Here is a 12,822-nt window from a genome sequence, read left to right as displayed (position 1 = left end):
GGCGAAAAAGTGTTATCGCCCTCCTCTCCCAGGCGTCCCCCCACTGTGATCCCCGGGATTGTCAACAGCTCGGGCCCGGCTGAGAAGGTGTGGGCATGAGGACGGATGTGGAGGGGCGGCAGTGGCACGCCACCATCGCCGCGGCGCAGGCCGGTGACCGGCGGGCGCTCGACGAGTTGGTCGCGGGATGGCTGCCGCTGGTCTACAACATCGTCGGCCGGGCGCTGAACGGTCACGCCGATGTCGACGACGTGGTGCAGGAGACGATGCTGCGCGCCGTCGACAACATCGGCGCCCTGCGCGACCCGGACAGCTTCCGCTCCTGGCTGGTGGCCATCGCCATGCGGCAGATACGGGACCGGGCCCGCCGGAGGACGGACCGGCGGCTCGACGAGAGCGGCCGCACGCCGGACAACACCGCGGACTTCGCCGAACTCACCGTGCTGAGGCTGCAGTTGGAGGGGCAGCGACGTGAGGTCGCGGAGGCGGTGCGCTGGCTCGACGACGAGGACCGGCAACTGCTGTCGCTGTGGTGGCTGGAGGTCGCCGGTGAGCTCACCCGGCGGGAGCTCGCGGCGGCCGTCGGTATCACCCGGCAGCACGCCGCCGTCCGCGTCCAGCGGATGAAGCAGCGCCTGGAGGTCTCCCGCGGCATCGTCCGCGCCCTGGACGGCGCCTGCCCCGACCTGCGGGAACTGACCGCGCGCTGGCACGGCCGCCCCGACTCCGTCTGGCGCAAGCGGCTGGCCCGGCACCTGAGGGGCTGCGGCTACTGCGGCGACACCCGCACCTCCGTCGTCCCCGCCGAGCGCCTCCTCGTCGGCATCGCCCTGGTCCCCGTCCCGGCCGGCTTCACGCTCTCCCTCGCCCTCGGCGGCAAGACGGCGGCCGCGGCCGCCTCGGCGGGCTGGTCCGCGAAGGTGCTGACCGCGCTCACCAAGCCCGCCGTAGCGGTGACGGCGGGGGCGACGCTCGCGGCGGGCGGCGCCTACGTCGTCGTACAGACCCCGGACGATCCCCCCGCCCGTGCCTCGGTGGCCCCCACGGCGACCGGCACGCCGGCGGCACCACCCCCCTCGGCCGCCCCGCCGCCGTCGCCGTCCGCCTCGCCGTCCCCGTCGCCCTCCGTGACCCATCTGAAGACCGGTGTCTACGGCAGTGTCGTCGACGCCGTCGACAGCGCCCCGGATCCGAACACCCCGCCGGGCGCCCTGCCGCGCCGCCCCGAGTCGGGGATCACCAGTACGGGCGGCCCGAGGGCCGTGATGCAGCACCGCGGGGACAGCGTGACGCTGAGCGGACGGGGATACGTCCTGGTGCGGTGGCAGATCGCTCCCCACGACCGGGCCGGCGGGCTGGTGATGCCCACCTGGACCGGCCTGACGGGCAAGCTCTTCCACGTCGCGTCCGGCGGCGGCCGCCGGATGGACGACGTCACCGGGGAGAGCGCCGACGGCGGCCGGGTCACCGGCATGGGCGGCCCCGACACCGGCTACACCGTGCTGCCCGAGGGCACCCAGCAGATGTGGCAGAACGAGTTCTTCTACGTCGACGGCAGTGTCACCCTCACGGTGAACGAGCGTGGGGCGTCGTATGGGTTGACGGTGTTCACCAGCACATGGACGGACGTGGAGAAGGACATCCGGTCCGGGCCGCCGCAGGGTTCCCTCCGCTACGGCCTGGTCCGTGACACCGGCGGCGACGACACGCCCGTACCGCAGTACGTCACCCGTGAGACGCCGGACGATCCGGCGACGGTGCCTCAGCGCTCGCGGGTGTGACGACGCCCGTGCCCACGTTCATGTCCGTGTGCAGGACGGCGCCGGGAGCGCCGCCCGAGCGTTCGCGGAGCATGCCGTCGAGGATCTGCCGGACGTCGGCGGCCTGCTCGGCGGTGAGGCCGGTGACCCACTGGGCGCCGACCGGGTGGCTGTGGCGGACCACGTCCAGCAGCTCCCCGGCGGACGCGAACGCCGTGTCCAGCACCGCCTGACGGACGGTCACCTCCGCCAGGCCCGCCGCGCGCAGCACTGCCGCGAACCGGTCCGGGTCGGCGACCTGGAAGGGCAGCGGGGGCGGGTCCGTGGGCAGCGGCGCCGAGCCGGGCACGGCCGCCCGGATGGCCCGCACGGTCCAGGCGATGAACTCGGCGCGCTGCGGCCGCGCGAACGCGGCGACCAGCACCGTGCCGCCGGGCCGGGTGACACGGACCATCTCGGAGAGCCCGCGCGGCAGGTCCGGGAAGACGGACACGCCGTTGAGCGACGCGGAGACATCGAAGGTGCCGTCGTCCAGTTGGAGACGCTCGCCGTCCATGGTCAGGGCGCGCACCTGCGCCAGGCCCTCCTCGCGGGCGCGGGCGGCGAGGCGCTCCACCATCGCCGGGGAGATGTCCACGGCGACGACCTGGGCGCCCCGGCGGGCCGCCGGGAGGGCGAGGGCGCCGCTGCCCGCGGCCACGTCCAGGAAGCGGGTGCCGGGGCCGACGGGGGCCCGGTCCAGCAGTCGCTCGCCGAACTCCATGGTGTGTGGTGTGGTGTACCGGTCGAATCCGGGGGCGAGGGCGTCCCAGGCGGCGCGGATTCCGTCGGTGGTGGGGGCGGTCATCGTCGTACTCCCTCTTCTCACTGGTCGGGTCCGGTGGGGAGCGCCGTGCGCAGGGCGGCGACGAAGGCGTCGGGGTGCTCCAGGTCGGGGTCGGCGCCGCAGTCGTCGATGATGTGCAGCGGCCAGCCGTGGCGGGCGGCGGCCCGCTCGCCGTACTTGAGCCGGGTCTCGGGGTCCTCGCGGCCCCAGACGAGGGTGGTGGGGACGTCGATGCGGTCGAGGGTGGTGTCGGGTACGGCCGACAGCGCGAACTCCTTCAGCAGAGTGCGGCCGGCGGCCTTCACCTCCGGGGTGCGGGCGCGGTCGAGCACGTAGTCGGCGATGCCGTCCCAGTGGTCGCCCAGGTCGCGTTGGACGGCGTCGATGTCGACCATGCAGCGGCCGAGCATGCGGTCCCGGGTGCGTTCGTTGGTGCGCATCTGGTAGGCGGCGACCGAGAGCGCGAAGGTGGGGGTCGGGCGGAAGGGGCCCAGGCCGAACGCGTCGACGAGGACCAGGCCGGCGACCAGTTCGCCGTGGCCGGCGGTGAACCGGGCGGCGATGGGGCCGCCGATGTTGTGTCCGACCAGGACCGGCGGCTCGGCGCAGGTGGCCTCGATCAGGGCCGCGAGCCACTCCAGCACCAGGTCGGCGGTGGGTGGCCGGGCCTCCTGGATCCTGGAGGCGCCCTGGCCCGGCAGGTCGGGGACGATCAGCCGGTGGTCGGCCACCAGCTCCGGGATCACCCGGATCCACACGACGGCGGACTGTCCGACGCCGTGCAGCAGGATCACCGGGGGGCCGCTGCCGCCCTCCAGCACTGCGGTCGACACGCCGGCCAGGTCGCGCCGGTGTTCGGTGAGCGGGATCGCCGTCAGCAGCTGCTCCCTGGCCGACTGTCCGCTCGGGTGCGTCACGGTATGGGGCCTGGTCCTGTTCATGGCCTGCCTCCTCTATGACTTCATGAAGAGTCTCGGAGGATCGGCAGTACCGGCACATCGGGTCGATTGCGCATTCCGGCGCTTTCTCATGGCGTGGGTCGGATCACCCACGCGGTCATCGGGCGAGACCGTGCTCGTACGCGTAGGCGGTGGCCGCCGCCCGGGTGGAGACACCGAGCTTGGTGAACATGTTGTCGAGATGGCGGGCGACGGTCTTCTCGCTGATGACGAGCGTGGCGGCGATCTCCCGGTTGGTGGCGCCGCCCGCGACGAGCCGCAGCACCTCCACCTCGCGCGGGGTCAGCCCGCCGGGCGCGCGGGCCCCGGACGCCCGGTGGGACAGCCGGTCGACGCGCGCCAGCTGCGGCGCGGCGCCGAGCCGCGCGAAGACCGCGCGGGCGGCGTCCAGCTCCATCCCGGCGCTGTCGTGGTCGCCGAGCCGGGCGCAGACCTCGGCCATCAGCACGCGGGTCCGGGCCGCCTCGTAGGGGGCCGTCAGCTCCTGCCACGCCGCCAGGGCGGCCCGCAGCGCCTCCCCCGCGCCCTCGGGGTCCCCCTCGGCGAGCAGCACCGCGCCCCGGGCACCGGCCGCGACCGCGCGCAGATACGGCGAGGCCAGGTCGTCCGCCGCCTTGCCGAGCTCGTCGGCGGCCTCCCGGGCGGCTGCGGTGTCGCCGACGGCCAGGACGATGTCTACGTACGCGGAGAGGACCCGCGCGCGCCGCACCCGGTCCCCCTCGGCCTGCGCCGCCACCCGGCGGACGGCCGCCACGGCGTCGTCGGTACGGCCCTGGGCGAGCCGCAGCAGGGCGAGGCCGGGCTGCGGCGAGTGGCCCCACAGGTCGGCCTGACGGTACGCCTCCTCGGCGTGCGTGAAGGCGCCGCGCAGCCGGAGCAGTTCGGCCCGCTGGTACTGGGCCATGCCCAGCGCGGGGTCGGCGGTCCGGCCGGCCATGTGGGCGCACGCCTGCCGCGCCTCGGCCAGGGCATCGGTCCACTCGCCGCGCAGCTGCATGATCTCCGAGCGGTGGACGAGGCACTGTCCGCGGTAGGGCTTGAGGTCGGGCTGCGCGGCGCACCAGCGGCTGAGGGCGTCGGTCCACTCGGCGGCGCGGCGGACGTCGAAGGTGTCCCGGCAGGCGAGGAGCAGAGCGCAGTAGACGAGGCCGGCGGCGATGGGGGAGACCTCGCCGGTCGTCACGGCGACCATCGCCTCGTCGAGCAGCGGCGTGCCCCGGGCCGCGTCGCCGCCGGCGACGAGCGCCTGGCCCTGGCCGAGCCTGCTGAGGGCCACCAGATCGGGGTCGCCGTACCGGTCGGCGATCCGCGCGGCCTCGGCGCAGACGGCACGGGCCCCCTCGAAGTCGCCGCTCCCCAGGGCCCGCAGGGCGCTCGGCACCAGGAGGTAGCCGCGCTCCACGCAGTCCTCGCCGGACTCCTCCAGGAGCCGGGCGGCACGGGCGAACCAGCCGCCGGCGAGGGCGTGGTTCCCGTACCGGGCGAGGGTGATGCCGAGCCAGAAGACGCACCGCACGGCCCGGCCGACCTCGCCCGCCTCGCACAGCGCGAGCTGGGCCCGCTCCCAGGTCTCGACCGCGCCGTCCTCGTGTCCGTCGAGGTACGCGGCCATGGCGAGCCGCTCCAGGTCCGGTGCGTCGAGCGGCGCCCGCGCGTCGGCGGCCGACAGCCGTTCTCGGGCCTCGGCCCAGGCACGCCGCCCGAACGCGTCGCGACCCGCCGCAAGCGCATCGGGGGCCGGCGTCGCGGGTTCCGCCATCGCTTGCTCCTCGGCGGGGGGACAAGAGGGGGCCACTGCTCCTCGTTTCACCGTACGAGGGGCCGCCGACGTGCGCAGTACGGGGCGGGGTGGGGGGCGTCCGGGGCCTTGCCGGGTCCGCTGGGGTTGTGTGCGGGTCGGTTGGGGCCGGTGGGGCCGGTGGGGCCGGTGGTGTGGGGCCGGTGGGGCCGGCCGGTGGGGCCTGGGGGCGTCGTTGGGGCCCGGGTCATCTCGGGTTTCGCCGAGTCGGGGGCGTGTGCGGGTTGGTTGGGGTAGGTGGCGCGGGGTCGTTGGAGGTTTCGCTGAGTCCAGGGGTCGTTTGTGGGGCGGTTGGGGTTGCTGGGGTTGGGGCGTGTCGGGGCTTCGCCGAGGGCGGTGAGGTCGTGTGCGGGGTGGTTGGGGCCCGGGTCGTCTCGGGTTTCGCCGAGTCGGGGGGCGTGTGCGGGGCGGTTGGGGTCGGTGGCGCGGGGTCGTCCGGGGGCCGCCGAGTCCGGGGAGCCATGTGCGGGGCGGTTTCAGGTTCGGCGGTGCCGGGGTGATCGTGTCTTCGGCGAGGTCGGTCACATGGTGCGCAGGGCCGTCAGGACGTCGACGCGGTTGGTGGTGATCGAGTCGACGCCCAGGTCGATCAAGCGGCGCATGGTGCGGCGGGTGTCCGGGGTCCAGACGGACAGGAGGAGGCCGTCGTGGTGGACACGGGCGGCGAGGGCGCGGTTGACCAGGGACCAGCGGTAGTTGAGCCAGCGCGGGCGGACCGCGTCGACCAGGACCGGGCGCGGGGGAGCGAGGCTGGTGCAGGTCAGGGCGATCTCGGCGGACGGGTCGGCCGCGCGCACCGCGAGCATGGCCCGGGCGTCGGCGCAGTAGTACACGCGGTCCTCCGCACCGGCCTCCCGTACGGCGTCCACGATCCGGCGGGCGACCCGCACCTCGCGGGTGCCCGGCAGGTCGAGCATCACCCGGCTGCCCTCGGTCGCCGCCAGCGCCTCGGCCAGCGTCGGCACGGCGCCGCCCGTCAGCCCCCGCACCTCCGCGGCCGACAGCGACAGCAGCGGCCGGTCCTGCTCCCACAGCCGCTTCAGGGTCTCGTCGTGCAGCAGTACGGGCACACCGTCCCTGGTGAGCCGTACGTCGACCTCCACCGCGTCCGCGCCCAGGCGCAGCGCGGATCGCAGCGAGTCGAGCGTGTTCTCCCGGAAACGGTAGGGGTCGCCGCGATGGGCCACGGCAGTCAGCGTCTGCATGGGGCCATTGTGCGGGGACCGGCGGCTGGGGTGGAGATCAGGGGGCGAGCCAGTCGGCGGTGTACGTGTCGATCTCCGCCCTGATCCGCGCCTTGCCGGGCTCGTCCAGGAAGGACGCGTCCACCGCGTTCTTCGCGAGGTCGGCCAGACCGCGCTCGTCGAGGTCGAGGAGGCGGGCGGCGACGGCGTACTCGTTGTTGAGGTCGGTGCCGAACATGGGCGGGTCGTCGGAGTTGACGGTGACCAGGACGCCGGCCTCGACGAAGTCCGTCAGGGGGTGCTCGTCGAGGGTGCGGACCGCGCGGGTGGCGATGTTCGACGTCGGGCACACCTCCAGGGCGATGCGGTGCTCGGCGAGATGGGCGAGCAGCTTCTCGTCCCCCGCGGAGCTGGTGCCGTGGCCGATGCGCTCGGCGCCCAGGTGGGTCAGCGCGTCCCACACCGTCTGGGGGCCGGTGGTCTCCCCGGCGTGCGGTACGGAGCGCAGCCCGGCGGCGATGGCGCGGTCGAAGTACGGCTTGAACTGCGGCCTCGGTACGCCGATCTCGGGGCCGCCGAGGCCGAAGGAGACCAGGCCCTCCGGGCGCAGCCGGTCGTCGGTGGCGAGCCGTACGGTCTCCTCGGCGGCCTCCAGGCCGGCCTCGCCGGGGATGTCGAAGCACCAGCGCAGTACGGTCCCGAACTCGGCCTCCGCCGCCTTGCGGGCGTCCTCGATCGCGTCCATGAAGGCGCGCGCGTCGATGCCGCGCCGGGTGGAGGAGTACGGCGTGATGGTCAGCTCGGTGTAGCGCACCTGCTGTCGGGCCAGTTCCCGGGCCACCTCGAAGGTCAGCAGGCGGACGTCCTCCGGGGTGCGGATCAGGTCCACGACGGACAGGTAGACGTCGATGAAGTGCGCGAAGTCGGTGAAGCTGAAGTAGTCGGCGAGCGCCTCGGGGTCGGTGGGGACCTTGGAGTCGGGGTGCCGGGCGGCCAGCTCGGAGACGATGCGGGGGGAGGCGGAGCCGACGTGGTGGACGTGCAGTTCGGCTTTGGGCAGTCCGGCGATGAAGGCGTGCGTGTCGCGTGCTGCGCCGGTGGCGATGTCGCTGGTGGGGCCGGTCGGCGTGGCGGGCGCGGTGGGGCCGGTGAGTGCGTCGCTGCGGTCGGTCAAGGGTCCTCCCCGGGACGGCGTCCCCGGCGGCGACCTCGGCGGTGGCTTTGGCGGTGGCCTGGCGTCGGCGGGCGGGACGCGGTGATCGGCTGATCGGTGACTCGGGATCATCCTAGGCCGGGACCGGCGGGGACAGGGCCTGCCCGTACCATGACGGCACATCCGACGAAGGGGGAATCCGCGTATGTCCGACGACGCGCCCGCACCCGAGGCGCCGGAGCACGCGGCGGCCTCCGGACCGGCACCGGCCGAGGACATGGCTGCCTCGCACGTACGGCTGGACAAGGCCGGGACCCCGCTGACCCCGGAGCCGACGGACGCGGCACCCGGCCCCGGCACCACCCTGGCCTCGGTCCCGCCGCCGGCCGTGCAGCACCAGCCCGCACCGCCGCCCCCTGTTCACGGCCAGCAAACGATCATCTCTCTCCCCGGCCCGACGCCCCTGCCGGACGGCCCTGCCCACCCCCCGGCCAACCCCTTCGCCCCGCCCGCCCTCAGCGCGCCGCTCAGCTCCTACCCGCCACCGAACCCCTTCGCGCCCCCGTACGGCCAGGACGGCGCCGTACCACCGCCGCCCATCGCCCCGGACGGTCCGGGACACCTGCCGTACGGCTATCCAGGCGTTCCCGGGTACGGCTACCCGCCCCCTCCGGGACCCTACGGCTGGCCCGGGCTGCGGCCCGAGAGCAACGGCATGGGTATCGCCTCGATGGTGTGCGGCATCGTCGCGGCCGCCGGCTTCTGCCTCTGGCCCCTCGCGATCGTCCTCGGCGTGCTCGCGGTGATCTTCGGCGTGATCGGCCGTGCCAAGGCGAACCGCGGCGAGGCGTCCAACCCGGGCCACGCCCTGGCCGGCATCATCTGCGGCGCCGCGGGCTTCGTCCTCGGCATCGGAATGGTGCTCCTCCTCGCCACCGCCTGAACACACGGCGCCCGATGGCTTCGGCTGGCGCCTGGACCGCCGGAGCTCTGACCCTGAGTGACTTGGGCGCCCGGTGGCGAGGGCTCGGTCCTCGGATGGCATGAACGGCCCGACGGTCGGCGCTTGTGCCCGGGTGTAATGGCTTGGACGTCGGTGGTCGGGGGCCCGGCCTGCCCCGATGGGCTGAACGGCGCCGATGGCCGGTGCTCGTTCCGGGGTGGTCTGGACCCTCGGGGGCCGAGACTCGGCCCCCGGGTGGCTTGGGCGGTCGGAGGCGGGGGCTCGTACGCCGGATGGCCTGGATCGTAGACGCTGAAGGCCCAGACGCCCGCGTTCCCGGACCACCAGCGCAGAAGGCCCAGGCCCCGTGTTCCCGAGCCCTCGGCGCTGAGGGCTGAGGCGTCCGCGCGGCCCCAGCGTCGGCGCTGAGGGCTCAGGCCCCCCGTGTTCCCGGACCACCAGCGCTGACGGCCCAGGGCCCCGCGTTTCCGAACCGTCGGCGCCCAAGGCTGAGGCGTCCGCGCGGCCCTAATCGTCGGCGCCGAAGGATCAGCCCGCCTCGCACAGCCCGTACCGCCGACGCCAGGGCTCATGCCCCGCGCAACCGCTCCCGTGCTGCCATCAGGGCGAAGCCCAGGAGGTTCGGGCCCTGCCAGCGCTGTGGGTCGGACGCCGCCTCGTCGTCGGCTGCGAGGCCGATGCCCCAGACGCGGTCCAGCGGGCTCGCCTCCACCAGCACGCGGTCGCCGGTGGAGAGCAGGAAGGCGCGCAGGGCGGGGTCCGAGGCGAACTTGTGGACGCTGCCCTCGACGACTATGCGGAACCGCTCCCGCTCCCACACCGTCTCGTCGAAGCCGCGAACCAGCCGCCCCTCCTTCTTGGCCAGTGACGGATGGTCGGCGGCCAGCACCCGCCGCTCCGCCTCCGGGTCCGCGAAGAGCCGCGCCTTGCCCGCCATCATCCAGTGCTCGGCCGTCGCATAGGTGACGCCGTCGACGGTGAACGGCGACGGCCACCACTGGCTGAGACAGCTCGCACCGAGGCTTCCGTCCGGCCGCGGCCGGTGCCCCCAGAAGTGCAGATACTTGACGCGGGCCCCCGCCCGGACCGCCCCGACCAGCTCCTCCAGCGATCCGATCTTCCCCGTGCTCGTACTCATGCCCGCGAGTGTGGCACGCGCCACTGACAAACCGTCCCGGGTCTTCCGCGACGACTCGACACCTGGTCGACAGATTCCGTCGCGTAACCAAAAGGCAACAACGGAATCCCTTGTTGGAGTGCCGCCCCTCTGTCAGGATCGGCACTCAAATCGAGCTGGAGCTACGCCACCCGCCCCGCGCACCGCAGGGGCGACGGCGGAGGAGAGCCACATGCAGAACCGGGACCGGTTCCCCGCACAGGAACGACTCGCGGCCGGCGCGCAGTACATCGCCGGCCGGCTGACGAAGGGCACCTCGGGCCGCACCCACGCCGTGGTCGACCCGGCCATCGGCGAGGAGGTCTACACGTACGAGCTGGCCGGCCCCGCCGATGTCGACGCGGCGGTGACCGCCGCCCGCGCCGCCTTCCCGGGCTGGTCCGGAGCCACCCCCGCCGAGCGTTCCGAGGCCCTGCACCGGTTCGCCGCCGTGCTGGCCGAGCGCGCCGAGGACTTCGCCCGCGCCGAGTCGCTCCAGTGCGGCAAGCCGCTCAAGCTGACCCGGGAGTTCGACGTCCCGGGGGCGATCGACAACACCGCCTTCTTCGCGGGGGCGGCCCGGCATCTGCAGGGGCAGTCCGCGGGGGAGTACTCCGGCGACCACACCTCGTACGTCCGCCGCGAACCCATCGGCGTCGTCGGCTCCATCGCCCCCTGGAACTACCCCCTCCAGATGGCCGCCTGGAAGATCCTCCCGGCGATCGCCGCGGGCAACACCATCGTGCTCAAGCCCGCCGAGCTGACCCCGCTCACCTCGCTGCTGTTCGCCCAGGCCGCCACCGACGCCGGGATCCCGGACGGGGTCGTCAACATCGTCACCGGCACGGGGAAGCAGGCCGGTGAGCACCTCGTCGGTCACCCGGACGTGGCCATGACCTCCTTCACCGGCTCCACCGCCGTCGGCAAGCGGGTCGCCGAGATCGCCACCGCCACCGTCAAGCGCATCCACCTGGAGCTGGGCGGCAAGGCCCCCTTCGTCGTCTTCGACGACGCCGACCTGGAGGCCGCGGTCAACGGCGCGGTCGCCGGCGCGCTCATCAACAGCGGGCAGGACTGCACGGCCGCCACACGCGCGTACGTGCAGCGGCCCCTGTACGACGCCTTCCTGGAACGCACCGCCGCCCTCATGGAGACCGTCCGCGTCGGCGACCCCTTCGCGGCCAGAACCGATCTCGGCCCGCTGATCTCCCACGTCCACCGCGACCGCGTCGCCGGGTTCGTCGACCGCGCACGCGCCTACGCGCGCGTGGTGACCGGCGGCGAGGCTCCCCAGGGCGAGCTCGAGAACGGCGCCTACTACCGCCCCACCCTCATCGCCGACGCGCCCCAGGACAGCGAGGTCGTGCAGTCGGAGATCTTCGGCCCGGTCCTGGTGGTCCTGCCCTTCGACGGCGACGACGAGGGAATCGCCCTGGCCAACGACACCCCGTACGGGCTGGCCGCGTCCGCGTGGACCCGGGACGTCTTCCGGGCGAACCGCGCGACACGGGAGATCAAGGCCGGGTGCGTGTGGGTCAACGACCACATCCCGATCATCAGCGAGATGCCGCACGGCGGCTACCGGCAGTCCGGCTCCGGCAAGGACATGTCACCGTACTCGTTCGAGGAGTACACGCAGATCAAGCACGTCATGTTCGACAACACCGCGGTGGCCGAGAAGGACTGGCACCGCACCGTCTTCGGGGACCGATAGCAGACAGGCCGCCTGACCCGCGGCCGCCCACCCTCCCGAAAGGGCACCACGCGCATGGAGCAGTACGAGCCCGACGACCGCCTGACACCGGCCCGAGCCGCCGCCGTGCGGCGCAGCCTGAGCAACGGCCGCGCGGCCATGACCCGCCGGTCGCTGCTGCGCGCCTCCACGGGCGGCGCGCTGACACTGGGCGGACTCGGGGCGCTCAGCGCCTGCGGGATCCCCGCGGCCGGCAGGACCGAGGGCGGCACGTCCGCCGAGGACCACTCGGACAAGGAGAAGACCGTCAACTTCTCCAACTGGACCGAGTACATGGACGTCGACGACAGCGGCAAACACCATCCCACACTCGACGCCTTCACCGAGCGCACCGGCATCAAGGTCAAGTACACCGAGGACATCAACGACAACAACGAGTTCTTCGGCAAGATCAAGCCGCAGCTCGCCGCCGGCCAGGACACCGGCCGCGACCTCATCGTGGTCACCGACTGGCTGGCCGCCCGCCTCATCCGCCTCGGGTGGGTCCAGAAGCTGGACGCCTCCAACCTGCCGCACGCCTTCGCCAACGTGTCGAGCCAGTTCCGGTCACCCGACTGGGACCCGGGACGCGCCTACTCGTACCCCTGGACGGGCATCTCCACCGTCATCGCCTACAACAAGAAGGCCCTCGACGGCGCCGAGGTGAAGTCGCTCTCCGACCTGCTCGACAATCCCAGGCTCAAGGGCCGGGTCGGCCTCCTCACCGAGATGCGCGACACCGTCGGCATGACCCTCCTCGACATGGGCAAGGAACCCGGGAAGTTCAGCGACGACGACTACGACGCGGCCATCGCCCGCCTGCAGAAGGCCGTCGACAAGAGCCAGATCCGCCGCTTCACCGGCAACGACTACACCGCCGACCTCACCAAGGGCGACATGGCCGCCTGCCTCGCCTGGGCCGGCGACGTCGTCCAGCTCCAGGCGGACAACCCCGACGTCGACTTCCTCATCCCGGACAGCGGCTACCTGACGTCCAGCGACAACCTGCTGATCCCCAACAAGGCGCGCCACAAGACCAACGCCGAACGGCTCATCGACTACTACTTCGAGCCCAAGGCGGCCGCCGAACTCGCCGCGTACATCAACTACGTGTGCCCCGTCGACGGCGTGCAGGAAGAGCTCGCGAAGATCGACGAGGACGCGGCGAACAACCCGCTGATCCTCCCCGACAAGGCCATGCAGGCCAAGTCGCGCGCCTTCCGCTCGCTGAGCGCGGAGGAAGAGACGAAGTACGAAGAGAAGTTCGCGAAGCTGACTGGGGCGTGACGA

The 12,822-nt window shown here is 73.3% G+C and carries 10 protein-coding genes; 4 read left to right on the top strand and 6 right to left on the bottom strand.

Going from position 1 to position 12,822, the window contains the following annotated elements; translation table 11 throughout:
• Positions 1 to 95: 95 nt before the first annotated feature.
• Positions 96 to 1,781 (top strand): RNA polymerase sigma factor, encoded by a 1,686-nt coding sequence (locus ACH5AC_RS26510; RefSeq protein ID WP_398864682.1) that lies wholly within the window; start codon positions 96 to 98, stop codon positions 1,779 to 1,781.
• On the opposite strand, the gene ACH5AC_RS26505 is transcribed toward ACH5AC_RS26510, so the two are convergent.
• From ACH5AC_RS26505 to ACH5AC_RS26485, 5 genes are all read right to left on the bottom strand, one after another.
• Positions 1,726 to 2,607, bottom strand: coding sequence for a class I SAM-dependent methyltransferase (locus tag ACH5AC_RS26505; protein ID WP_398864681.1), 882 nt, complete (start codon positions 2,605 to 2,607; stop codon positions 1,726 to 1,728). The two genes, ACH5AC_RS26510 and ACH5AC_RS26505, sit on opposite strands and share 56 nt — an antisense overlap.
• Positions 2,608 to 2,624: 17 nt before the next feature.
• On the bottom strand, positions 2,625 to 3,527 hold the full coding sequence (locus tag ACH5AC_RS26500; RefSeq protein WP_398864680.1) for an alpha/beta fold hydrolase: 903 nt from the start codon (positions 3,525 to 3,527) through the stop codon (positions 2,625 to 2,627).
• A gap of 115 nt (positions 3,528 to 3,642) precedes the next feature.
• Positions 3,643 to 5,304, bottom strand: coding sequence for a LuxR C-terminal-related transcriptional regulator (locus ACH5AC_RS26495; protein WP_398864679.1), 1,662 nt, complete (start codon positions 5,302 to 5,304; stop codon positions 3,643 to 3,645).
• 560 nt (positions 5,305 to 5,864) lie between these two features.
• Positions 5,865 to 6,548 (bottom strand): glycerophosphodiester phosphodiesterase, encoded by a 684-nt coding sequence (locus tag ACH5AC_RS26490; RefSeq protein ID WP_398864678.1) that lies wholly within the window; start codon positions 6,546 to 6,548, stop codon positions 5,865 to 5,867.
• A gap of 37 nt (positions 6,549 to 6,585) precedes the next feature.
• The gene (locus tag ACH5AC_RS26485; protein ID WP_398864677.1) at positions 6,586 to 7,701 is read right to left on the bottom strand and encodes an adenosine deaminase; all 1,116 of its coding nucleotides are present in this window, start codon (positions 7,699 to 7,701) and stop codon (positions 6,586 to 6,588) included.
• A 184-nt stretch (positions 7,702 to 7,885) separates the two neighbouring features.
• Between ACH5AC_RS26485 and ACH5AC_RS26480 the strand changes: the two genes are divergently transcribed.
• Positions 7,886 to 8,623 carry a DUF4190 domain-containing protein gene (locus ACH5AC_RS26480; RefSeq protein ID WP_398864676.1) on the top strand — a complete coding sequence of 246 codons (738 nt, stop codon included), beginning with the start codon at positions 7,886 to 7,888 and terminating at the stop codon, positions 8,621 to 8,623.
• Positions 8,624 to 9,212: 589 nt separating this feature from the next.
• Here ACH5AC_RS26480 and ACH5AC_RS26475 read toward each other — a convergent pair.
• Positions 9,213 to 9,782, bottom strand: coding sequence for an NADAR family protein (locus ACH5AC_RS26475; protein ID WP_398864675.1), 570 nt, complete (start codon positions 9,780 to 9,782; stop codon positions 9,213 to 9,215).
• 211 nt (positions 9,783 to 9,993) lie between these two features.
• Between ACH5AC_RS26475 and ACH5AC_RS26470 the strand changes: the two genes are divergently transcribed.
• Positions 9,994 to 11,514 carry a gamma-aminobutyraldehyde dehydrogenase gene (locus tag ACH5AC_RS26470; protein WP_398864674.1) on the top strand — a complete coding sequence of 507 codons (1,521 nt, stop codon included), beginning with the start codon at positions 9,994 to 9,996 and terminating at the stop codon, positions 11,512 to 11,514.
• A gap of 54 nt (positions 11,515 to 11,568) precedes the next feature.
• Complete coding sequence (locus ACH5AC_RS26465) at positions 11,569 to 12,819, top strand: PotD/PotF family extracellular solute-binding protein (RefSeq protein WP_398864673.1); 1,251 nt, start codon at positions 11,569 to 11,571, stop codon at positions 12,817 to 12,819.
• Positions 12,820 to 12,822: the final 3 nt, after the last annotated feature.

It is taken from the genome of Streptomyces sp. NPDC018693 (assembly GCF_044391385.1).
In the GTDB taxonomy this organism is placed as follows: domain Bacteria; phylum Actinomycetota; class Actinomycetes; order Streptomycetales; family Streptomycetaceae; genus Streptomyces.
Note: the sequence above shows the minus strand (reverse complement) of the source record. Positions and strands in the feature narration are given on the sequence as shown.

Coding starts and splice junctions, on each gene's coding strand:
- ACH5AC_RS26510 (WP_398864682.1), top strand. CDS start 96: ATGAGGACGGATGTGGAGGGGCGGCAGTGGCACGCCACCATCGCCGCG.
- ACH5AC_RS26505 (WP_398864681.1), bottom strand. CDS start 2,607: ATGACCGCCCCCACCACCGACGGAATCCGCGCCGCCTGGGACGCCCTC.
- ACH5AC_RS26500 (WP_398864680.1), bottom strand. CDS start 3,527: ATGAACAGGACCAGGCCCCATACCGTGACGCACCCGAGCGGACAGTCG.
- ACH5AC_RS26495 (WP_398864679.1), bottom strand. CDS start 5,304: ATGGCGGAACCCGCGACGCCGGCCCCCGATGCGCTTGCGGCGGGTCGC.
- ACH5AC_RS26490 (WP_398864678.1), bottom strand. CDS start 6,548: ATGCAGACGCTGACTGCCGTGGCCCATCGCGGCGACCCCTACCGTTTC.
- ACH5AC_RS26480 (WP_398864676.1), top strand. CDS start 7,886: ATGTCCGACGACGCGCCCGCACCCGAGGCGCCGGAGCACGCGGCGGCC.
- ACH5AC_RS26475 (WP_398864675.1), bottom strand. CDS start 9,782: ATGAGTACGAGCACGGGGAAGATCGGATCGCTGGAGGAGCTGGTCGGG.
- ACH5AC_RS26470 (WP_398864674.1), top strand. CDS start 9,994: ATGCAGAACCGGGACCGGTTCCCCGCACAGGAACGACTCGCGGCCGGC.
- ACH5AC_RS26465 (WP_398864673.1), top strand. CDS start 11,569: ATGGAGCAGTACGAGCCCGACGACCGCCTGACACCGGCCCGAGCCGCC.